This is a genomic window from Paenibacillus sp. TAF43_2 (assembly GCF_052113545.1).
Lineage (GTDB): Bacteria > Bacillota > Bacilli > Paenibacillales > Paenibacillaceae > Pristimantibacillus.
This window is the reverse complement of the sequence record NZ_JBFRDK010000112.1, coordinates 1-22,094: the sequence shown is the minus strand read 5'-3', so window position 1 is coordinate 22,094 and position 22,094 is coordinate 1. Positions and strand designations below refer to the sequence as shown.

The 22,094-nt window shown below is 45.4% G+C and carries 21 protein-coding genes; 16 read left to right on the top strand and 5 right to left on the bottom strand.

Annotated features, from left to right (window positions below; all coding sequences use genetic code 11):
* The 10 genes from purH to AB4Z17_RS21590 form a co-directional block, all read left to right on the top strand.
* The coding region (purH, locus tag AB4Z17_RS21635) for a bifunctional phosphoribosylaminoimidazolecarboxamide formyltransferase/IMP cyclohydrolase (protein WP_441961997.1) at positions 1–1,071 on the top strand (1,071 nt) is incomplete at its 5' end.
* A gap of 120 nt (positions 1,072–1,191) precedes the next feature.
* Positions 1,192–2,457, top strand: coding sequence for a phosphoribosylamine--glycine ligase (gene purD, locus AB4Z17_RS21630; RefSeq protein ID WP_430061039.1), 1,266 nt, complete (start codon positions 1,192–1,194; stop codon positions 2,455–2,457).
* Positions 2,458–2,655: 198 nt separating this feature from the next.
* A complete protein-coding gene (locus tag AB4Z17_RS21625) occupies positions 2,656–3,585 on the top strand; it encodes a polysaccharide deacetylase family protein (protein WP_441961995.1) in 930 nt (309 codons plus the stop codon).
* 29 nt (positions 3,586–3,614) lie between these two features.
* Positions 3,615–5,060, top strand: a complete 1,446-nt coding sequence (locus tag AB4Z17_RS21620) for a hypothetical protein (RefSeq protein WP_441961993.1) — start codon at positions 3,615–3,617, stop codon at positions 5,058–5,060.
* 25 nt (positions 5,061–5,085) lie between these two features.
* The gene (locus AB4Z17_RS21615; RefSeq protein ID WP_441961991.1) at positions 5,086–5,937 is read left to right on the top strand and encodes a response regulator transcription factor; all 852 of its coding nucleotides are present in this window, start codon (positions 5,086–5,088) and stop codon (positions 5,935–5,937) included.
* Complete coding sequence (locus AB4Z17_RS21610; protein ID WP_076271089.1) at positions 5,934–7,328, top strand: sensor histidine kinase; 1,395 nt, start codon at positions 5,934–5,936, stop codon at positions 7,326–7,328. The genes AB4Z17_RS21615 and AB4Z17_RS21610 overlap by 4 nt, the downstream gene beginning before the upstream one ends.
* A 350-nt stretch (positions 7,329–7,678) precedes the next feature.
* Positions 7,679–8,500, top strand: a complete 822-nt coding sequence (locus AB4Z17_RS21605) for an alpha/beta hydrolase (RefSeq protein WP_441961989.1) — start codon at positions 7,679–7,681, stop codon at positions 8,498–8,500.
* A gap of 253 nt (positions 8,501–8,753) precedes the next feature.
* Positions 8,754–9,827, top strand: a complete 1,074-nt coding sequence (locus AB4Z17_RS21600) for a DUF3048 domain-containing protein (protein ID WP_441907932.1) — start codon at positions 8,754–8,756, stop codon at positions 9,825–9,827.
* A 221-nt stretch (positions 9,828–10,048) separates the two neighbouring features.
* Entirely contained in the window at positions 10,049–10,660 is a 612-nt protein-coding gene (locus AB4Z17_RS21595; RefSeq protein WP_076271086.1) for a DUF47 domain-containing protein, read from the top strand.
* A gap of 24 nt (positions 10,661–10,684) precedes the next feature.
* Complete coding sequence (locus AB4Z17_RS21590; protein ID WP_076271085.1) at positions 10,685–11,680, top strand: inorganic phosphate transporter; 996 nt, start codon at positions 10,685–10,687, stop codon at positions 11,678–11,680.
* A gap of 637 nt (positions 11,681–12,317) precedes the next feature.
* On the opposite strand, the gene AB4Z17_RS21585 is transcribed toward AB4Z17_RS21590, so the two are convergent.
* Positions 12,318–12,848 (bottom strand): tyrosine protein kinase, encoded by a 531-nt coding sequence (locus AB4Z17_RS21585; protein WP_441961987.1) that lies wholly within the window; start codon positions 12,846–12,848, stop codon positions 12,318–12,320.
* Positions 12,849–13,070: 222 nt separating this feature from the next.
* Between AB4Z17_RS21585 and AB4Z17_RS21580 the strand changes: the two genes are divergently transcribed.
* From AB4Z17_RS21580 to rlmD, 4 genes are all read left to right on the top strand, one after another.
* Complete coding sequence (locus tag AB4Z17_RS21580) at positions 13,071–13,361, top strand: YerC/YecD family TrpR-related protein (RefSeq protein ID WP_054026535.1); 291 nt, start codon at positions 13,071–13,073, stop codon at positions 13,359–13,361.
* On the top strand, positions 13,351–14,175 hold the full coding sequence (locus AB4Z17_RS21575; protein ID WP_441961985.1) for a sirohydrochlorin chelatase: 825 nt from the start codon (positions 13,351–13,353) through the stop codon (positions 14,173–14,175). Before AB4Z17_RS21580 ends, AB4Z17_RS21575 begins: the two co-directional genes overlap by 11 nt.
* Before the next feature lie 41 nt (positions 14,176–14,216).
* On the top strand, positions 14,217–15,125 hold the full coding sequence (locus AB4Z17_RS21570) for a diacylglycerol kinase (protein WP_179089927.1): 909 nt from the start codon (positions 14,217–14,219) through the stop codon (positions 15,123–15,125).
* An 80-nt stretch (positions 15,126–15,205) separates the two neighbouring features.
* Positions 15,206–16,735, top strand: a complete 1,530-nt coding sequence (gene rlmD, locus AB4Z17_RS21565; RefSeq protein WP_441961984.1) for a 23S rRNA (uracil(1939)-C(5))-methyltransferase RlmD — start codon at positions 15,206–15,208, stop codon at positions 16,733–16,735.
* 81 nt (positions 16,736–16,816) lie between these two features.
* Here rlmD and AB4Z17_RS21560 read toward each other — a convergent pair whose 3' ends face one another.
* From AB4Z17_RS21560 to AB4Z17_RS21545, 4 genes are read right to left on the bottom strand one after another with little or no spacing between them, the layout of a single operon-like run.
* The gene (locus AB4Z17_RS21560; protein WP_441961982.1) at positions 16,817–17,119 is read right to left on the bottom strand and encodes a YfzA family protein; all 303 of its coding nucleotides are present in this window, start codon (positions 17,117–17,119) and stop codon (positions 16,817–16,819) included.
* Between the two features lie 52 nt (positions 17,120–17,171).
* Positions 17,172–17,798 (bottom strand): ABC-2 transporter permease, encoded by a 627-nt coding sequence (locus AB4Z17_RS21555; protein WP_441961980.1) that lies wholly within the window; start codon positions 17,796–17,798, stop codon positions 17,172–17,174.
* A complete protein-coding gene (locus AB4Z17_RS21550) occupies positions 17,791–18,657 on the bottom strand; it encodes an ABC transporter ATP-binding protein (protein ID WP_441961979.1) in 867 nt (288 codons plus the stop codon). Before AB4Z17_RS21550 ends, AB4Z17_RS21555 begins: the two co-directional genes overlap by 8 nt.
* Positions 18,654–19,037 carry a GntR family transcriptional regulator gene (locus AB4Z17_RS21545; protein ID WP_441907911.1) on the bottom strand — a complete coding sequence of 128 codons (384 nt, stop codon included), beginning with the start codon at positions 19,035–19,037 and terminating at the stop codon, positions 18,654–18,656. The genes AB4Z17_RS21550 and AB4Z17_RS21545 overlap by 4 nt, the downstream gene beginning before the upstream one ends.
* Before the next feature lie 391 nt (positions 19,038–19,428).
* Here AB4Z17_RS21545 and AB4Z17_RS21540 point away from each other — a divergent pair, with 391 nt between their 5' ends.
* Both AB4Z17_RS21540 and AB4Z17_RS21535 read left to right on the top strand, forming a co-directional pair.
* The gene (locus AB4Z17_RS21540; RefSeq protein ID WP_441961977.1) at positions 19,429–20,214 is read left to right on the top strand and encodes a TatD family hydrolase; all 786 of its coding nucleotides are present in this window, start codon (positions 19,429–19,431) and stop codon (positions 20,212–20,214) included.
* A gap of 375 nt (positions 20,215–20,589) precedes the next feature.
* The coding region (locus AB4Z17_RS21535; protein ID WP_441961975.1) for a serine hydrolase domain-containing protein at positions 20,590–22,094 on the top strand (1,505 nt) is incomplete at its 3' end.

Genomic DNA, 22,094 nt, shown 5'->3' with positions numbered 1-22,094 from the left:
GCACAAGGCGATACGACGCTTGAGACGCGCAAACGCCTGACTGCCAAAGTGTTCCGTCATACTGCGGCTTATGATTCCCTTATCTCTGATTACTTGACCAAGCAAGTGGGCGAATCATTGCCTGAAACGTACACCGTTACTTACGAGAAGGTACAGGATCTGCGTTACGGCGAGAACCCGCACCAGAAAGCTGCATTCTACAGCAAGCCGCTTGCGGCAGCAGGCAACGTAACGACTGCTGAGCAGCTGCACGGCAAAGAGCTTTCCTATAACAATATTAGCGATGCCAACGCTTCACTCGCAATTCTAAAAGAATTCGACGAGCCAGCGGTCGTTGCTGTCAAACATATGAATCCTTGCGGCGTAGGAATCGGCGCTACAATCCATGAAGCTTATCAAAAAGCTTATGCAGCAGACCCAACGTCGATCTTCGGCGGCATCGTAGCTGCTAACCGTACGATCGGTGCAGATACAGCTGAGCTGCTTGGCGGTATTTTCCTCGAAATCATCATCGCGCCTGACTTCACGCCTGAAGCGCTTGAGATTTTGACGAAGAAGAAAAATATCCGTTTGATGAAGCTGGGAGAGCTTTCCGCAGCTGGTGAGCGCAAGCCGGAATGGCTTGTTACTTCAGTTGACGGCGGTATGCTCGTACAAGAGAGCGACGTTCATTCGGTAACAGAAGCAGATTTGCAGTTTGTAACAGATCGCAAACCGACTGCGGAAGAGCTGAAACAGCTGCTATTCGGCTGGAAAGTTGTTAAACATGTAAAATCGAATGCGATTTTGCTAGCGAAGGACGATATGACGATTGGCGTTGGCGCTGGTCAAATGAACCGCGTAGGCGCAGCACGCATTGCAATTGAACAAGCTGGCGAAGCGGCAAAAGGAGCAGCGCTTGCATCGGACGCATTTTTCCCAATGGGCGATACGGTAGAGCTTGCTGCCAAAGCTGGCATCACAGCGATCATTCAACCAGGCGGCTCAATCAAAGACGAAGAGTCGATTGCTGCGGCTAATGCGAACAACATCGCGATGGTGTTCACAAGCGTTCGTCACTTTAAACACTAGAACCTGGCGCAGCTATTCAAATAGGCAGCCGCACGTTAACGACAGAGAGCTGGCGCGGGCGGCGGCTGCATTTTTTAATGCGTTTTTGCTTGTATTTAGTCATTTGGGAGGTTAACGGTTATGCGTATTTTGGTAGTTGGCGGCGGCGGACGAGAGCATGCAATCGTATGGGCGCTTAAGAAAAGCGAGAAGGTAAAAGAAATTTTTTGCGCACCGGGCAACGCAGGTATTGCTCAGCTAGCTGAAATTGTACCGATCGCGGTCAATCAATTTGATGAGCTTATTCAGTTTGCAAAGGATGCTGCAATTGATCTTGTTTTTGTAGGTCCGGATGATCCGCTTGCAGATGGTATTGTAGATGCATTCGAAGCAGCAGGAATCGTGGCATACGGTCCTCGCAAAAATGCGGCTGAAATCGAAGGCAGCAAAATTTTCATGAAAAATCTATTGAAAAAATACGATATTCCTACAGCGAAATATGAAACATTCACCGACTATGAATCAGCGTCCGCTTACCTTCGCGAGCAATCCGCTCCTATCGTTATTAAAGCTGACGGGCTCGCAGCTGGCAAAGGCGTTACGGTTGCAGCTACGCTAGAGGAAGCGGAGCAAGCGCTGCGCGACATGATGGTTGATAAAGTATTCGGCCAAGCAGGAAGCCAAATCGTTATCGAGGAATGCTTAGTAGGGCAAGAGATGTCCATTCTCGCTTTCGTTGACGGCGAGACGGTTCGCGCTATGGTTCCAGCACAGGATCATAAGCCCATCTTTGATGGAGACAAAGGTCCAAATACAGGCGGCATGGGAACCTATACACCGCTGCCTCATATCGATCAAGCCATCATTGACGAATCGATTCAGAACATTATCATTCCAACGGCAAAAGCGATGGTCAGCGAAGGCCGTCCATTCCGCGGCGTTTTGTTCGCTGGTCTTATGATTACGAAGGACGGTCCAAAAACGATCGAATTTAACGCTCGCATGGGTGATCCAGAAACGCAGGTTGTACTGCCTCGTTTGCAAACGGATCTGATCGACATCGTGCTAGCATCGCTGAATGGCAATTTGGATCAGCTTGATATTCAGTGGAGCGAGGAAGCAGCCGTTTGTGTTGTTGTCGCATCGGAAGGTTATCCAGCTTCTTATCCAAAAGGACGCGTAATTACCGGTCTTGCAGAAGCAGAAGCGCAGGGAGCTCTCGTGTTCCATGCTGGGACAGCTGAGAAGGATGGGCAATTCGTTACAAACGGCGGACGCGTTCTAGGTATCGTTGGCCGCGGCCGCGACATTGCAGAGGCTCGTGCACGCGCGTATGAAGCGGTTAGCGTGATCGATTTTGAAGGCAAGCAAAACCGTACGGACATTGCTGCTAAAGCACTAATCTAAGATGCTTAGTACGAAATAAAAATATGGTCTTTCCTTTATTTTGGTCAACCAGAAATCTCTGGTTGGCTTTTTTTTATTTTCGCCTATTTTTGTGCCAAGTGTGTCAAAATCACTCGAAAGGTGTTACTAATTTGTAACTCTATCAATATGCCGCAGCGTTACAATGAATCTATCAGCGAGGAATAGAAGGTGAGTGTAATGAAAAAAGTAAGGCAGCGTCGTTTTTTGTTTTTAGGAGTTCTATCGATTGTAGTAATCATGAGCCTCAGTGCTTGTGGGGCAAAAGGCGGATTAAGCTTATCAACGCTTTTGACAGGCGAGAAAAATCCCATTGTAGATAATGGGAACAACGAGAAAGGGCCAGAAACGGGAAGCGGAACCACTGGTGACGGAGATGTCGTTATTATCGGCAACGACGGAGGCAAAGACGGTGATATCATTCATGGCGATGTGGATAATAAGCCAGTCGAACCAGACAAGGGAAAACCTGAAGTTCCTGTAACGGAAAAGCTGGACAAGCCGGATCAAGTCATAGCAGCATCAAAGCCAGACAAAGGCAAAAAACTTATCGCGCTCACGTTCGACGATGGTCCAGACAAGCGTTATACAACCGATATTTTGGATATCCTGAAGGAAAAAGGAGTTAAGGCCACTTTCTTTGTAGTTGGGCAACAAGTTGCAAAAAATCCAGAAGTGATGCAGCGTATTGTTGACGAAGGGCATGCAATTGGCAATCATACAAACAATCATAAGGATTTGTCTAAGCTAGACGAGCAGGGAATTATTGAGCAATTTAAAGAAGCAGACAACGCGATTAAAGAAGCGATCGGCATAACACCAGCAATGGTCCGCGCACCTTATGGGGCGGTATCGGATACAGTTAAAGCATTAGTGAAAGAAAATCATCGTGAACTAATTGGCTGGAATATCGACACGCGCGACTGGGCGGGCACCTCGTCTTCCGATATGATTAAAATGATTAAGAAAGAAGCCAAACCAAATGGTATGATATTAATGCATTCTTTTGGAAGCAAACATGTAAAAAATACGGTACACGCTTTACCTGCTATCATTGATCTTTTGGAAAATATGGGTTATACGTTAGTGACTGCCGATCAATTGGCTTAACTGGGAACATGCACGAGGAGGCTGCAACGTTGGATAACGCAAGTGATAGTAATGTGAGAAATAGGCGTGGACCAATCATGAGATGGAGCTTAATGCTCGGCGGCTTGATTCCACTCCTATTGCTCGCAGCTGGCTGTCGTTATACAGCCGCGCCTGCAGATCTTCTGCAGAAGCCTGCTATTTCACTCGAGAAACAGGCTATCGTGCAGGCAATTGAAAAAAATTTACCGGTTTACAGCAAGCTGACGCTTCCTCTTAGAGAGGATCATATGGAAGCCATACGCCTCATTGATGTGGACGGAGACGGAACGGAAGAGGCTATCGTTTCTTATTACAATGAATACAGTTCACCTGAGTTAATGGTGTTCAAATATACGAATTCCGTATGGAAGCCGTGGGTGCTCATTCAGCAGCCGCTGGCTAGATTAATCGATTGGCTGAAAATAGAGGATCTCGATAACGATGGTCAAATGGAAATCATGATCGGGTGGATCGGAGCTTTTGACAGTCCGAATGTGCTCGAAATTTATTCATTTAAATCAAAGCCAGTTCGCAATGACGTCGGCAAATTGACGTTGAAGCCTATGGAGACCTTGCCTTATTCTTATGGAGATACGGGCGACATTAATGAGGATGGACGAATAGAGCTTGCGATTATATCGGAGATCGGTACGAATCAAGAAATGGCGCTGCCTGAATTCCATTTAACCCTTTACAATTGGATCAACGGGAGCATGCGGGAAATACATACAGAGAACCTGTATAAAGAAGTGAATAGTTATGATCGTTTGCTCATTGGACGGATTTCACCTACTCGTAGAGGTATTATTTTGGAAGCATCGACCGGCGCGCACAGTACTTATACGACTATGTACGTGTGGGAGCGAAACAAGCTCAGGCTCGTTTATCCGAATCGATCTATAGGGCAGGAAGGAATTAGCGGCACGCCAACGATGAGCAAGGATATCAATGGCGATGGCATCTTTGAACTGCCATGGACGAAAGAGGCTCCGGGTTATTCAGAGGTTCCTTATTCAGATTCCAAATGGTTGGATGAATGGATGCAATGGGACGGTAAATCTGATTTTGTGAAAATAACAGAGGAATTTTCTGATTATAGTTATGGTATACAGCTTCGTATACCTGAACAATGGTTAGGCCGTTATACGATGCACAGCTTGAACGAGCCGCATGCCCTTGTATCCATCGATTACTGGAATGAAAAATTGAATAAGACAGCCAAGCTGGCGACCTTATATGCAGTACCGCAGAAGCAGTGGGATAGCGTTGAATCAACTTGGAAGCAGCAATCTAAACGATATCGGCAGCTAATGACGGACAGCGGCAATGTTTTTGCGGTTTCATTCGTAGTGGAAGCTCCAGCCGAGTGGCCTGAAGCAGACCGGCAAGCTTTTAGCGAGATGGCAGGGGTAGAAGCAGAGTTTGCCTCTTCGCTTACTATCCGTAACGATTAAGAGAGAAAAGCGGGTGCTTTGAGCTATGCGTATATTATTGTTGGAGGACGAGGAGTCCATCCGCGGCTTTGTCCGCATTAATCTAAAGCGCAACGATATGGAAGTGATAGAGGCGGAAACAGGCGAATCAGCGTTAGCGCTTGCAGATACAGAAGGGCCTATCGATATTGCGCTGCTTGACGTTATGCTGCCGACGATCAGCGGATTTGAAGTGTGCGAGCAGCTGCGTGCCCGCTATCCGCGCATGGGTATTATTATGCTAACGGCGAAGTCGCAGGAAGAGGATAAAATTCATGGGCTGGAGCTTGGGGCAGATGATTATGTGCAGAAACCTTTCAGTCCAGGCGAGCTTATTGCGCGCATTAAGTCGCTCTATCGGAGAATGAAGCCTCAGCTGGATGATCAGGAGCAAGAGGTTGGTGCTGCATCTGAATCGATTGCGGCAAGTGAGGAAGTGTACCGTGGCGAAGCAGCGCCTATAGCGGCACCGACATCTGCATTTCATGTTCAGCGTCCGATAGAAGAACAGCAGCCTACGATGATTTATGGAAGCGGCAGCTTTCATCAGGAGCTGCATGTACAGCCGTTCCGGCTCTCTGTAGCAGAGCGGAAGCTGTGGAAGCAGGGCAAGGAAATTATTTTGACGCCTACGGAATGGACGCTTGTACGGCTATTGATGGAACGAGTCGGAGAGAGCGTCAGCCGAGATCATATTTTGACAGAGGTATGGGGCAGATATTATGTTGGAGATCTTAAGGTAGTGGACGTGAATATTCGAAGAATTCGCCAGAAAATCGAGAAAAACCCATCCGATCCAGCCTTTATTGAAACGGTTTGGGGTTATGGTTATCGGTGGAAGCGGGGCGGCGACGAATGAAAAGCGTACAAACGAGAATGGTGTGGAGCTATTTGCTGCTCATCGTGCTTGTCGTCAGCGTACTTGGTGGCGTGTTCGCAGCATTAATGTGGAACTACTATTACGGAAGCGCGCAGAGCTCCGTTAAACAACGTGCGGAGTCGGCGTTAACGCTGCACAGCCGTTCGCTTTCCTCGCTTACAGTGAAGGATCAGGGCGATTATATTTTGCAATACATGGTTGAGAGCGGCACTAGGCTGCAGCTTCTTGATAGCACGGGGCAAATTCGGATCGATTCCGACGGTTTTGCACCAGATATTCGTTATACGACTGCTGATGTAAAGTCTGCGATTGCAGGGACAACGGGAAGCTGGCGGGGAGTTGATCCTTATTATGGAGAGCGGGTCATGTCGGTCACGATACCGCTTTGGAATGAAACACGGGTCGTATCCATGCTTCGTTATTCAGCTTCCTTGAATCAAGTAGATGCGATGGTGAGCTTGCTTATACGGATGGCAACAGCGGTTGGTATCGGAGTTGTCCTTTTGTTTCTTGGCTTAAGCTTGTTTCTCGCCCAGCGAATCGTGAAGCCGATTCGAGAGCTTACACGAGCGGCGCGCTATATGGCCGAGGGAGATTGGACGCATCGGGCTATTCAGCGAAATGATGATGAAATTGGTCAGCTAGCGGAAACGTTTAATGCCATGGTATTAGAGCTTAGCAAACGTGAGAAGCTGAAGGATGACTTTATTTCTTCGATATCCCATGAGCTTCGCACCCCGCTTACATCGATTAAGGGCTGGAGTGAAACATTAAAGGAAAGCGAGCCTACCGAGGATGATGAAGAGGTAAAGCTGGGCTTATCCATTATTAGCAAGGAAACGGAGCGCTTATCGGGGCTGGTTGAAGATTTGCTCGATTTCTCGAAGCTGTCGGCTAGGACGATGGAGTTGCATAGCGAAGTGCTTGATTTCAATGGTCCGGTTAAAGAAACAGTTAATCAGCTAGGGGTTCGCGAGGAGCATACACGGGTACGGATTTTGGCTAACTATGGCAAAAGCCCAATCGTTGTTCGAGGGGATGCGAATCGGCTCAAGCAGGTGATCATTAATCTAATTGACAATGCGCTCAAGTTTACACCTGCTGGCGGCACCATTCGTGTAGCAACGACCATCGAACAAGATAGCGCGATGCTCACGATAGCGGATACAGGCTGTGGGATTGAAGCGGAGGACTTGCCTCATGTCACTGAAAAGTTTTATAAAGCGAGCACCGGCCATGGCGGATCTGGACTCGGACTAGCTATATGCAAGGAGATCATTGAGCTCCACGGCGGTCAGTTAACCATTGACAGCGAACGTGGAGCCGGAACAATTGTGACGATTCGAGTGCCGATTATGCATGAGGAATAATCCATTCCTTCAGCTGCTTGCGGTGCTCCTATCGTCATTCTTTATAGAACAGCAGCTTGCGGTTCGCATATACAAACAATATCGCAACTGCGATTCCTAAAATAAGCAGCAAGGACAGCCAGTGATCCTTTATAAAGGCAATCCATAAAGGCATAGCTTTGCACCTCCTAAAATGTGAATCTGCTAAACATATGGGTAGTATGTCCCGATTAGGAGCAGTATAAAGTTTGCTGGTTTTATTTTCTTTGTGAGATTGACAGGTACTGAGCAGTGATGATATTATAATTTTAATATTAATTCATAGTATACGGGTAGGAATTATTATATATAGGCTTTCAGGAGGTTATCGGATGGAAAAGCACTTGACGCTGCGACATAACGAGCTTGAGCTTGCGGCAACGCTGCATTACCCTACGGATGGAAATAAAAACAATTCAGAAAAAAAACAAGCCATCATTATATGCCATGGATTCATAGGCTCTCGCATAGGAGTTGACCGTTTGTTTGTAAAAACGGCTAGAGCGCTTGCGGCGCAAGGCTCTTATGTCCTTCGTTTCGATTATGGCGGCTGTGGCGAGAGCAGCGGTGACTACGGAGCTCTCGGCTTTGATTCAATGGTTGATCAGACTAGAAGCGCGATTAATTATTTATCAAGCATGGAATGTGTTGATCCGCTCAGAATCGTATTGCTTGGCCACAGTCTAGGCGGGGCGGTAGCGATTATGACAGCAGTTAAAGATAAGCGCGCTAAACGTCTTGTGCTTTGGTCGCCTGTTGCTTATCCGTTCAATGACATTGTACGGATCGTAGGACGCAGCAGCTATGACGATGCTGTAACTGGAGGAAGCTCCGATTATCAAGGGTATACGCTGCAGCCTGTATTTTTTGATTCGCTGCTTCAACACCAGCCTTTCCAAGCTGCTACTAAATTTGGCGGCGAGGTGCTGCTGGTTCACGGTACTAGCGATGAGCTTATACCTGTCGATTACAGCTTCTTATACCAGAAGGTGTTCTGGACCCGCAATGAGGGCCTTTGCGATAAGGAAATTATTTTTCAAGCGAATCACACCTACTCCGCTCGCAATCATCAGGAGGAAGCGATTCGCGTAACCTCAGATTGGCTAAACGGACTTGATAAACAGCAAGAAGAATGGCATCACTGGAGTATTTAAAGCGGCATGAAAATATAGAAGGGGCAAGTTCTTGTTAGCCAAGAGCTTGTCCCTTCTATTTTTTTGTCGCACGTCCATGCGGTGCTAAGACCAAGCTTTCTGTCAGGAAATTGGGATATGATATGAAAAATTTGGATTTTTTAACCTGGAAAGCAACTTATTTGTCGAGACATACGTCCTCAATTGTGTTTAAATGGAAGTAATATGAAAACGAATACAAGCTATGTTTTAGCGGGAAAAGGCAGGTAAACGCATGAATAAAAGAATTCGAAAATCGGCAGTTTTGCTATTATTATCGCTTATACTCCTTATTACAGCTTGCAGTGGAGGGAAAGGCAGCAACGATACACCGACAGAGACAAATGATATTATTGATCCTAATAGTAAGGATGAGCCAGTGACAGCCCCGACGCCGCTCCCTTATGATGCTCCGCTAAGCGGACTAAAGCTGGAAAATGCGGCAAGTGCAAGACCGATTGTCGTTATGATTAATAATTTCGCAGCAGCTCGTCCACAGTCTGGTTTAACGAATGCTGACGTCATCTGGGAAGTGCTTGCGGAAGGCGGCATTACTCGTTTAATTGCCGTATTTCAGAGTACGAGCGCAATAACCGATACGATTGGACCTATACGCAGCATTAGACCTTATCTTATTGATATTGGAGACAGTTATGGCGCGGTGCTTGCCCATGCAGGGGCGAGCAATGATGGTTATGCAGTGCTGCAAAGGCAGGGCAAACCTTATTTGGATGAAATCTCGAATGCAGGCAGCTACTTCTGGAGAAGCAAGGAACGCAAGGCTCCGCATAATTTGTATTCAAATCTAGAGAAGCTGCGTACAGGCGCAGAGAAGAAGAAATACAGCATGGACAAGCAGGTTCCGCCTTATACATTCGCGGAAGCGGGTTCCACAGAGGTTGGTGTCTCGGCAGCCGACATTACAATAAATTTTATGCTCAAAAATTATAACGTTGGATACAAATACGATTCAGTATCAGGCCTATATAAACGGTCAATTGGCGACAAACCGCATATCGATATGAACAATAATGAACAGCTTTCCGGTACAAATTTGGTTGTTCTTGGAGCGGATCATAAGACGCTTGATAAAGAGGGACGATTGGCCGTCGATCTGACAAAAGGAGGCTCGGCGATTCTGTTCCAGAAAGGCAAAGCGATCGAAGCAGAATGGGTAAGAGCTCCAGATGGAATGATTCGAATTGTAAAGAATGGAGCAGAGCTGCCGTTTGTCCCTGGAAAAACTTTCTTTCATATCGTGCCAAACAAACCGACATTCGAAGGTCATGTAACATGGGTACAAACGTAGCAAGTTGGAGACACTGTTAACAGACGTTGACGGATGAGCTTCCAAGGATCAAAAGGACGCAATCTTGTTACAGGATTGCGTCTTTTTTATATTTTTTATGAAAATCTAAAATTTTTCATAAAACCTTTACATTCTCTTAACAATTCACATGTAAACTATGTTAAGATATTGTGGGCTCATAGCAGTGCGCCTAAACATCAAGTCGTGTAAAGGGGATTACGATGTTCAAGAAAAAGGATATTTTCTTTAAGACGTTCGAAGAAATGGCTGACGCAATTGTCGAGGCTGTGGAGTACTTTGCCAAAGGATTGTCAGACCTATCGGATGTATCAGCTTTCGCCAAGACCATGAAGGAATACGAAAGTAGATGCGACAAGCATGTACACACGATTTTGAAGGAGCTGAACAAAACGTTCATCACTCCGATTGAACGTGAAGATATTATGGCCCTGACGACTTCGCTTGATGATGTGCTTGATGGCATCGAAGCTTGCGCATCTCGTTTTGAAATGTACAACATTCTTGAGAAGGACGAGTACATAACGTTGTTTGGCGATATTCTCGTTCGTTCGTCGCATCAAATTAAGAAAGCAATTTATTTGCTTACAGAACGGAAGCTGCTTGCTATACGCGAGCCAAATATTGCACTTAACGAGCTGGAGAACCAAGCTGACGACCTGCTTCGGGTTTGCATCAAGAGCTTGTTCGCAAATGTCACAGATCCAATTGAGCTGATGAAGCGCAAAGAGATTTATGAGATGCTAGAGCAAACGACCGACTACTGCGAGGACGTTGCCAATACGCTGGAATCGATCATTATGCGTAATAGCTAATCTAGAGAGTGGGAGTCTTTTACAATGGATTTAATGGTTCTATGGATTGTCGTRTTTCTAGCGCTTTCGTTTGATTTTATAAATGGATTTCATGATACGGCAAATGCGATTGCAACTGCCGTATCGACTCGGGCGTTAAAACCTAGAGTTGCAATCGTAATGGCCGCCGTAATGAACTTTGTCGGTGCGATTACGTTTACAGGCGTTGCGGCCACAATTGGTAAAGGTGTAGCCAATCCAGCAGAGCTGGAGCACGGCGTTCCCATAGTTATTGCGGCTCTATTGTCAGCAATCGCATGGAACCTGATTACTTGGTGGTTCGGTATTCCTTCCTCATCCTCTCATGCTTTGATTGGCTCCCTCGCAGGCGCAGTAATCGGCGGAGCAGGCATGAGCGCAATTAACAGCGGTGGATTGATCAAGATTGTACAAGCGTTGATTTTTTCACCGCTCATTGCTTTCTCCGCAGGTTTTATCATTATGTGGATTCTCAAGAAAATCTTTGCTAAATCAAGCCCGCATCAGGTGAATAAAGGATTTCGCTTCGGTCAAATCCTGACAGCTGCTTTCCAATCGTTCTCTCACGGTACGAATGACGCTCAAAAAGCAATGGGTATTATCGTATTTGCTCTAGTTGCTTCCGGTATTCAAACCACGATGGACGTTCCGCTATGGGTTAAAATTTCCGCAGCGACAGCGATGGCGCTCGGTACCTCAGTCGGCGGCTGGAAAATCATCAAAACGATGGGGACAAAAATTTTCAAAATCGAACCAATCAACGGCTTTGCAGCTGACATTGGTTCAGCAGCCGTTATTTTGACGGCAACGATGCTTCATCTTCCAGTAAGCACAACACATGTTATTACGTCTTCAATCCTTGGTGTCGGCAGCGCGAAACGGTTCTCCGCTGTTAAATGGGGAGTTGCAGGTCGTATCATCGTAGCGTGGGTTATTACAATTCCCATTACAATTATCATGGCGATGTTTTTCTACTGGATCATTCATTTCTTCTTCCTATAAGAAAAGCTTGAAAAAACGATTACTCTTCGGTAATATAGTGATCTGACTCTTTAAATGAGATAGTGAGGAAAACCTCACTCGCCATGAGCCTAGGCTCATGGGGAATGAGATGCTCCTCACTATTTTTTGTGTTCTCTTCTAACGTTTATCCTCTGTGGACAACGTTTATCAAAAATTCGCGAAAATTGCATCTATTCACATAATTAATAACAGCTGTGTATGAGTTCCACATTTGATGGTTGTACAGCCGCTTCAGCTTCGTTGCTACCATAATATGCGGCAGAATTGATTCGTTTTCTTTTGAGAATTTATATATTTTCAGCATAAGCAGAAAACATATGCACATTGTACGAACAGCTGTGTATGGATTGTAAGATGGAAGCTGACGAAAACTGTCGAAGGTTGCACTTGTACACAGTTCATAACAATGTTGTACGAATTCAAACGGTTTTTATGTGGACAGACAAGGGAAGTGGGTTATCCACAGCTGGATAACTATTTTATTTATAGTGTGATCATGTGCATAAATGGATGAAATAAAATACACCCCGATCGCTGCGTTATTCGCGGCAATCAGGGTGCTTCACTTTAATAGATGTAGGTTAAATATGTTTATAATAAACCTTGGAATTTGTATTTAGCGTTTCTTAGGTGTAGTACGGCGACGACGAACGGTTTTTTTGCCTGAGCCGGAACCAGCTCTTGGCTTGCGGCGTTTGCGGCGCTTTGGTTTCCATTCGTCAGAATCATCGTCATCAGATTCTTTTGATTTTTTGCCAAAGGAGCCCATAAGCACTTTGACAAGCGGAGCCATTTGAGAAACGCTCGACATGACCTTCTGGACCTTTGTCACGGTCGTTAAGATACCGTCGATGCCGCCCAAACGATCGATATAACCTTTAATTTCGCCTAGATTGGCAAGTGAGAAGCCGCTTGCTTTGGTGCTAGTGGTCGATTCTATAAGCTCAGCAGTTGTATCCGGTACAACGACGGGCAGGATATCCTGCGCCTGCTGCGAAGCCGGCGGCATTGTTGGCAGGTTTCCGCCAAAGCTGAAACCGCTCGACTTTGCGCCAGACGATTTGCTGAACGGCTCTTGTGCCAGACGCTGGCCGCCGTGCCAATCGTTTTGCTGGTTGCTGGTACCGGGGTTATTGCGATAGTTCACACGGATCACAACCCTTCTTTTATAACAGTTTATGGAGTAGGCGAACATAAGGATTGGACGAATGTCTCGGGTGCAGATTTTTTTCTAGATAAATGCCTGCTGCTTGTATGTGAGTTCGCGTCAAATAGGAGGGGCATTTCCTTGCGTTAATTCGGTAATGTTTGAAAAAAACGGGTAAAAAAGTTACAATAGTAGCATTAGTTTTAATAGGAGTGAATTCGCATGCAGCTTAAAAAGCTGAACGATAAAGCAATAGATCAATTATTCGAAGCGGTGCTTACATTGAAGTCAGTTGAGGAATGTTATGTTTTCTTCGATGATCTGTGTACGGTGAATGAGATCCAATCGTTATCGCAAAGACTTGAAGTAGCACGGATGCTCGGAAAAGGCAGCACTTATAACGCGATTGAAGCCGAGACAGGCGCGAGTACAGCAACAATATCCAGAGTGAAGCGTTGCTTGAACTATGGCAATGACGGTTATAAAATGGCTTTAGAACGGCTTGGAAGGTAGGAATCATGCGATGAAGCCAGGCATTCTTGTCATTAGCCACGGCTCCAGAGAAGCTGCATGGGTACAGTTAGTTGATGAGGCGGTTGCAGCAGCAGCGGCTTCGCCCCGTTTATCAGGCGTTCCAATTATGTCGTCCTTTCTCGAGATCGTGGAGGGACGGCTTATTCAGGATGGCATTGATGAATTAGAGCGGCAAGGTGTTACGGATATGTTCGTAGTGCCGCTGTTCGTTTCTTCGGGCAGTACACATGTGGATGAAATTGGGCAAGCATTTGGTTTTCCATGGGTTTCCGATCTGGAGGGTGACTTAGGTACATTTCGAGTCAAAGCTACGATTCATTATGGTCTCCCAATTGACGATGATCCCCAAATTGCAGAGCTGCTCGCTTCAAACATTGCACCCTTATCCACAAAACCAGAGTCAGAAGCGTTACTGCTTATTGGCCACGGAAGCAAAGAAAAGGTATTTCATGAGCGCTGGCAGGAAGGGCTGAAGAAGCTTGGCGAGCGGGTTAGAGCGCTCGGTGGATATAAGCGCGCAGAGTATGCCATGCTATTGCCAGACCAAGCGGCAGGAAAACTGGCAGCGATGCAGGCAGCGAATCCGCAGGAAGCGGTCATTGTTGTGCCGCTATTTCTCAGCCAAGGCTATTTTACCAATCATGTCATTCCAAATCGGCTTAATGGTTTTGTATATCGCTATAATGGCAAGGCGATGCTTCCTAATGCAGTGATTGAGCTTTGGCTGGAGCATCAGATGATCGACGGTTTACAACGGTTGCGCGAAGAGAAGCATGTCACGTTTACAGAATAAATGTTAGGTTGAATGATTGTTAGGGGTGAACCGAGATGGCAATCAAACGAGCAAGACTTATATATAACCCGACATCGGGAAGAGAAGAAATGAAAAAAAGATTGCCAGATATTCTTCAGCGTCTTGAACAGGGCGGTATTGAAACGAGCTGCCACGCCACGATAGGCGAGGGAGATGCTACGCTTGCAGCGGCTGAAGCCGCGGACCGCGGTTATGATATGATCATTGCTGCAGGCGGTGACGGTACGCTTTATGAGGTTATCAACGGCTTGACGAACAAGGCGAATCGACCTCCGCTTGGCATATTGCCAGTTGGCACAACCAATGATTTCGCACGGGCGATGGGTATTCCGAAGCATTGGGAGTACGCAGTCGACCTAATTATTCAGCAATATAGCCGGCCGATTGATGTCGGTAAGGCGAATGATCGCTATTTTATCAATATTGCTGGAGGCGGCTCCTTAACGGAACTGACCTATGATGTGCCGAGCAAGCTTAAGACGATGATTGGGCAGCTGGCATATTATATGAAGGGCATGGAGAAAATGACCCGACTTCGGCCAACTGAGCTGACTTTTCATGCAGCGGGTGTAGGGGAATTCCATGATGAGTTCATGATGTTCCTCATATGCAACAGCAATTCGGTCGGCGGTTTCGAGCGACTCGCGCCGGACTCCAAGCTTGATGACGGGCTTCTGGACGTCCTGCTTATCCGCAAATGCAATTTGCCGGAATTTATTAAGCTTGTGACGCTTGCGCTGCGCGGCGAGCATTTGAACGATCCACATGTGATTCATTTTCGGACGGATGAACTAAAGGTGACTACACCGGATTATGTGCAAATTAACCTCGATGGCGAATATGGCGGCGTGCTGCCGTGTACTTTTTCGGTGCTGCCGTCGCATTTGCGTATTTTTGCTGATGAGACTGGGGAATCGACTTACCGTTAAGCCCTTATGTATTCGGAAATCTGGGAATGATAAATAGGAACTAGCATGCAACAGCATTGAAGATAGAGCGGAGAGAGTTTATGAACAAAGGTAGAAGCAGGGGCGGCAAAGGCAGATCGCGGGGTGCTGCGGGTACGGGTACTCGTGCAGCGGCGATTCCAGCAGATGCGCCTTTTCAGAAAAATGAAGAAGTCACCGTCGATATTATCGGCCTGACACATGATGGAGAAGGGGTAGGCCGCGCTGACGGCTTTACCCTTTTTATACAGGGAGCACTTCCTGATGAGCGTGTGCGCGCGAAGGTGATGAAGGTAAAGAAGCAATATGGCTATGCGAAGCTTGAAGAGCTGATGCTTAAGAGCCCATCTCGTATAGAACCGCCTTGTGATATTTATAAGGAATGCGGCGGCTGCCAGCTGCAGCATTTCGATTATCCGGCGCAGCTGGAGTGGAAACGCCAGCATGTTGTGGATAACTTGATGCGAATCGGCAAACTGAATGTGGATGGTGAAGGCAATCTGTCGGATGGAGCGAGTGCGTCTGCTGGGGTTGTTGTTCACCCTACTGTTGGAATGRACGAGCCTTGGCGTTATCGCAATAAAGCATCGGTACCGATCGGCACCAGTTCTAAAGATGGTCAATTAATTGCAGGCTTCTACGCCCGCGGCAGCCATCGGATTATCGATATGGACGATTGTCTGATTGAGCATGAGCATAATGATGAGGTTATTCGTGTAGTGAAGCGAATTGGACGTGAGCTTGGCGCCACACCTTATGATGAGGAAACTGGCCGCGGCGTGCTGCGCCATGTGATGGCACGGACAGGCGTTGTCACCGGCGAGATCATGGTCGTGCTGGTCACGAACAGCAGGAAGCTGCCTTCGTCGGATGAATGGGTGAGGCGCATCCGCGAGGAGCTACCGGGCGTGAAGAGCATCGTTCAAAATGTGAACGAGCGGAATACGAACGTTATATTCGGTGATGAGACTCGTGTCCTCTGGGGCAGCGAGGTTATCTATGATGAGCTCGACGGCATTCGCTTCGCAATATCGGCGAGATCGTTCTATCAAGTGAACCCGATGCAAACGGTGGAGTTATATCGTAAAGCGGTCGAGTACGCTGGCTTAACAGGCTCGGAAACGGTGATTGACGCTTATTGCGGCATTGGTACGATATCGCTGTTCCTTGCAAGGCAGGCTGGACGCGTTTATGGCGTTGAAATTGTACCCGAGGCAATCGAGGATGCGGCGCGGAATGCGGCGCTCAACGGCATTACGAACGCCTCATTCGAGGCGGGCCCTGCGGAGGTTGYTATTCCTCGCTGGCGCAAGGAAGGCATAACGGCCGATGTTATTGTCGTTGATCCACCGCGCAAAGGCTGCGACCCTGCACTGCTTGAGACGATTCTGGCGATGAAGCCGGAGCGAGTGGTGTATGTGAGCTGCAATCCTTCTACACTGGCAAGGGATTTGCGTGTGCTGGAGGACGGCGGTTATAGGACGACTGAGGTTGTGCCGGTGGATATGTTTCCTTGGACTGTGCATGTAGAAGCGGTAGTTTTACTACATCGTATAAACAATACGGAAAAGTCTGATCCATTTTTACAATAGACATTGAACTAGCTCATGCGGAATTTGCATGAGCTGGTTTTGTGTTTAGAGGAACGGCAGACAATATAAGTACTAAACCATTCATTTTCTGGAATAGTTGCTTCTTACTGCTCTTATTAATGCAACGGGAAGTAATGTAATAGAAAAGATGGCTGTGAATATGTTGAATTGTGTGGTTTTATAAGGGACGAACCATTCCATAAACAGCTTCGAATGAGATATGGAGTTATATATCCGGTTAAATAATGCCCCTTCTTGCAAGTTTGGCGCCCATGAAAAACGATCACAGATGATAAAGAATAATTGTRAAACAAGAAATAGTCCAATCGGAAACATCCAACTTCTTTTTAGATTAGATCGAACTTTGTTTGGTGTAACTTTCATTTGACCAGATCTCCTTATTATTTTATCACTTGTTATATACTTGTGCGGCCTCCTATAAGTCCTTTCTAGTAAACAGATGTACAGTTAAGTGATAGGAAGCAATGAATAACAGTAAGACAGTAATCGGGATAAGAAATAGCGTTTGGTCATTGCTAAAGCCTTGGTTGTTTATCATATTCATAAACATAGCTGTAGGCTGCGCCAGAGCAATTAGGATAATCATAAATACGAAATTTATAATACCGGTTCCTTTTTTACTAAGTGTGTAAAAGAGCGGCATATAAATGGAAGTTAGAACAAGCACTATTCCTAATGGAACTAGCATGTCTATGACCGAATAATCCGGCTTGTTTAGCTGAGGGAATGCTATTTTAACGAGAGAATGAATCCCATAAGAAGCAAGGACTCCAAAAAGTGCGTAAATGATGGCTGTTATGTATTTCGCTTTTACAATATGTTTACGGCTAATCGGCAACGTGACCAGAAATGTATGGTGATTTTTTTTGATATCGATCATCATACCTAGACTAAGTGACGCACAAGCTGTATAGATAGCCACAAGGTGAATAGATGATTCATGTTTTGGTATAAATGCAATACTGTATACAGCGAGAAAAAGTATAATAAGCCCTAGTGAGCTTTTTAAAGCGATGAAGTCTTTACGAAGCAAGTTAAGCATGAATTCGCCCTCCCTTAGCAGTGTAATAGATGATGTCTTCTAAGGATGGTTTATCGAAAACAACATAATTGCCAAACAACTGTAAGGCATCTTGCCTATTGTTTACTAAGCCCTCAAACCCAACATCAGTCTCACGAATCCCGATAAAATTGCTTCGTATATCCGAATCAAGCAGTTGCAAGTCACCTTTGACGATTGCGTACCTCTCGAATACTTCATCTTTTGATTCATTAAATACGAGCTTTCCACGATTGATGAAAGTAATGTAGTCTGCAATGCGATCTAAATCTGTTGTAATATGGGTCGAAAATATAATGGTATTTCTCTCGTCCTGCATCATATCCCCAAGTAGATCAAGCAATTCTCTTCTAAACACAGGATCAAGTCCAGAGGTTGGCTCATCCATAATTAATAGCTCTGCCTCATGCGATAAGGCAACTGCAAGCGAAAACTTGATTTTCATCCCCTTTGATAACTCATCGATCTTCTTCTTAGGAGACAACTCGAATTGTTCAAGTAAGCCGTTAAACTTAGTATTGCTCCACTTTTTGTAGAAAGGTGCGATCATCTCCTTCATATCACGAATCGTAAGATGTTCATAATAGAAGCAGTCATCCGACACGATGCCGATGCGCTGCTTAATATCAACTTCATGTTCAGGCATAGCGCAGCCTAATATTTTTACACTACCGGAGTCTGGACGGATCATGCCGAGCATCATTTTGATCAAAGTGCTTTTACCGACACCATTCGGACCAATCAGTCCGGTTATGTAGCCCTTTTTTACATCTAAAGATACATTATCGACTGTAAAATGATTGTATGTTTTTGTAAGATTACGTAATTCTATTGCATTCATGGGGTCTGTTCCTCCTCGAAAAAGAGAGTGAAATGATTGATTAGATCTTGTTGACTCATGTTTAGTTCCTTGCTTTCTCGAATGATTTCTATCATTTTCTCTTCTAACAGTTTCATACGCTGCTCCCGAATAAATTCTTTATTTGCTCCCGATACGAAACAGCCCTTACCTACAACTGAGTCGATTAACTTCTCTTTCTCTAACTCTTCATAAACACGCTTAGTTGTAATTACACTAACTTGCAAATCCTTGGCAAGCTGCCTAATGGAGGGAAGGAGTTCACCTGCACGTATTTCATTGCTCAAGATGCTCTGCCTAATCTGGTTCATTATTTGGATGTAAATCGGATCGCTTGATGCGTTGGATATAATAATTTTCATGTTTCATTACCTCGTTCTCGTTGATAGAGTATCTACCGTATATATATAATATATACACTATTATCTTTCGCGTCAATATTTTAATATATTGTGATTATTGGGTAGTGGAGCAACAGTTCGTATAGGAGATGATTCCACGCTTATATTAGCTTTTTTCTGTGGCTTCAAAGTGAAATGCATGTGTTGGATGCAGAGGAATAAATCTAAGGGGAAAAAATGTAATTACCCATTTAATCGATATCATTTCATTGTAAAAAATGCTTTTAATCAAACATTCCCTACCCTCCATTGATTTGAAATGCTTATAATGCAATTAGAAGATTTTGGACGTAAAGAGTATGTGTGTACATTAGAAGCAACAAGAAATGAAATCGAACGGAGCGAATAAACGATGGAAAATAAAATTATAGATATTGGCGTCAACTTGATGCATCGATCGTATAATCAAGATCGTGAACAGGTGGTTGAAAGGGCGGCAGCGAATGGGGTTTCTCCACTTGTTATCACGGGAACARGCTTGAGGAACAGCATGGAAGCTGCCCGCTATGCAGGTCGTTTACCCGGAAAGCTGTACTCTACTGCGGGTGTTCATCCTCACGATGCGAAGAGCTGTACAGATGAGACGATGAAGAAGCTCAAACAACTGGCGGCACAGCCGCAGGTGGTGGCCATCGGAGAATGCGGATTAGACTATAACCGGGATTTCTCTCCGCGGGATGTGCAACGCAAATGGTTTGCTGAGCAAATTGATTTAGCGATTGAGCAGAATATGCCGCTGTTTCTGCATGAGCGGGAAGCATTTTCGGATTTTATAGCTATTCTTAAGGAACAATCGGTTCGGAAAGCGGTCGTCCATTGCTTTACGGGGACTCTGCCAGAACTTAAGGCTTATCTTGAAATGGGATTCCATATTGGAATCACAGGCTGGATTTGTGATGAGCGAAGAGGCAAACACCTGAAAGAGCTTGTACGAATGATTCCGCTAGACCGGCTTATGATTGAGACGGATGGGCCATTCTTAACGCCACGAGATTTGAAAGGGAAGCCGCAGGATGGACGGAATGAGCCGGCTTTCTTACCACACATTTTGCAAACTGTGTCACGGTGTATAGGGAAACCAGTAGAAGAGGTAGCTGAGGCTACGAGAAAAACGTCTGAGGAATTTTTTGGTTTATAAGAGTTAAGAGATAAGAGGCGCCAGACCATCTAACTCTGATATTGAACTTTTTCTCACTGTCTATCATAAAAGAAAATCAACGGCCTGGTATATGGAGAAGGATAATACGATTATTTTGATATGACGAAAGCATAGTTTTATCCCAACCGCGATTAACGCGGTTTTTTTATTTTCAGAATACCGCTCAATTATGGAGAGCCTTAACAGAAACTTAACTGTCTTCGAAATATCGTAGATGGAATTAAGATTAAGTTTAATGGCGCGTAAGACTGGAATGCTAGAATGACGGTAAGAAAGGAGACTCAGTACAGGCTAGAATTGAATTAAAAATAATTCGTAATCGTTCAAAATGAGAGACAAAGGGATGTGGATGATATGAAAAAAAGATTTATATGGACGCTTGCAGCGGCCTTAGTTCTGACCCCGCTTATTCCTACAAACGCAATGGCTTCCAGCACCGTAGCATCGGTTTATTCTAAGACGCTAGAGAAGATTGCTTCTGAGAAAGCGGCACTTCTAACTCAACAATATGGAATACCTAGCGTGCAGTATGCCCTGATCGATAATGGAGTGATCAAAGTATCGGGACAATCAGGAGTTAACGACATAGAAGGAAAAATCCCTTTAACGAAGGAAACCATCTATGGTATTGGCTCTACGAGCAAAATGTTTACCGCGTCAGCAGTCATGAAATTAGTGGATGAAGGTAAGATCAATCTCGATACCCCCGTCGTACACTATATTACGGATTTTAAGATGGAAGATGAACGTTATAAAAAGATTACTCCGCGCATGTTGTTGAATCATTCATCTGGTTTGCAGGGTTCGAGTTTAAACAGTGCATTTTTATTTAATGATCCAGATACATACGTACACGATTCGCTGCTAAAGAACTTGTCTACACAGAAATTAAAGGCAGAACCGGGAGCTTTTTCAGTGTATTGTAATGATGGATTCACGCTCGCAGAAATTCTTGTAGAAAGAGTTAGTAAAAAGACATTTACTGCATTCATTCATGACAATTTTGCTGTACCTTTGGGTATGAAACATACTATGACGCCACAAGACATGGTAGAGACGAGCAAATTCGCCGGCCTTTACTCTCCTGCCTATGAGGGCCAGCTTCCAACGGAGACGACCAATGCGATTGGTACAGGCGGAGTCTACTCTACTGCGGAGGATTTGGTTCGATTCTCGCAAATCTTTACTGGGAAGAGAGCGGACGTACTATCCATCAAATCAGCACAGGCCATGGAGCAAGAAGAGTATAGGAAGGGATTATGGCCCAAAGAAGCGGATAACTCGATGGACTACGGACTTGGTTGGGATAGCGTACGCTTATTCCCTTTCAATGATTATGGTATAAAAGCCCTCGTCAAAGGAGGAGACACACAGATGTATCATTCCTCCTTCGTCGTGCTTCCCGAGCAGAACATGGCTGCAGCAGTCATTACCTCAGGCGGTAGCTCCTCAATAAATCAACTGCTAGCGAGTGAATTGCTCCTTCAGGCGATGAAAGAGAAGGGCGCAATTAAAGAGATCAAGCCAGATAAATCATTTGGCAAGCCAGTTAAGGCTGACATGCCAAAAGATCTTGCGAAGTACGCAGGTTATTACAGTACTCAAGGCGATCAGTGGAATGTAGCTATAAAAGACGGGGAACTGTCGTTGTCAGGAATGGTTGCTCCAGATCAGAAATTTATATACACCAAGGATGGAGCTTTTGTCGACGAAGATGGAAGCACAAAGGTTAGTTTTGTAAAAGAAAGCAACGGACGGACTTATTTGTGGATGAGCCAGTATGTTTCAGTACCTGAATTAGGCCAGCTTGCATTTTCTGAATACAAGGCGGAGAAATTGGAAGGTGCAGTGCTGGATAA

Coding starts and splice junctions, on each gene's coding strand:
- purD (WP_430061039.1), top strand. CDS start 1,192: ATGCGTATTTTGGTAGTTGGCGGCGGCGGACGAGAGCATGCAATCGTA.
- AB4Z17_RS21625 (WP_441961995.1), top strand. CDS start 2,656: ATGAAAAAAGTAAGGCAGCGTCGTTTTTTGTTTTTAGGAGTTCTATCG.
- AB4Z17_RS21615 (WP_441961991.1), top strand. CDS start 5,086: ATGCGTATATTATTGTTGGAGGACGAGGAGTCCATCCGCGGCTTTGTC.
- AB4Z17_RS21610 (WP_076271089.1), top strand. CDS start 5,934: ATGAAAAGCGTACAAACGAGAATGGTGTGGAGCTATTTGCTGCTCATC.
- AB4Z17_RS21605 (WP_441961989.1), top strand. CDS start 7,679: ATGGAAAAGCACTTGACGCTGCGACATAACGAGCTTGAGCTTGCGGCA.
- AB4Z17_RS21600 (WP_441907932.1), top strand. CDS start 8,754: ATGAATAAAAGAATTCGAAAATCGGCAGTTTTGCTATTATTATCGCTT.
- AB4Z17_RS21595 (WP_076271086.1), top strand. CDS start 10,049: ATGTTCAAGAAAAAGGATATTTTCTTTAAGACGTTCGAAGAAATGGCT.
- AB4Z17_RS21580 (WP_054026535.1), top strand. CDS start 13,071: ATGCAGCTTAAAAAGCTGAACGATAAAGCAATAGATCAATTATTCGAA.
- AB4Z17_RS21555 (WP_441961980.1), bottom strand. CDS start 17,798: ATGCTTAACTTGCTTCGTAAAGACTTCATCGCTTTAAAAAGCTCACTA.
- AB4Z17_RS21550 (WP_441961979.1), bottom strand. CDS start 18,657: ATGAATGCAATAGAATTACGTAATCTTACAAAAACATACAATCATTTT.
- AB4Z17_RS21545 (WP_441907911.1), bottom strand. CDS start 19,037: ATGAAAATTATTATATCCAACGCATCAAGCGATCCGATTTACATCCAA.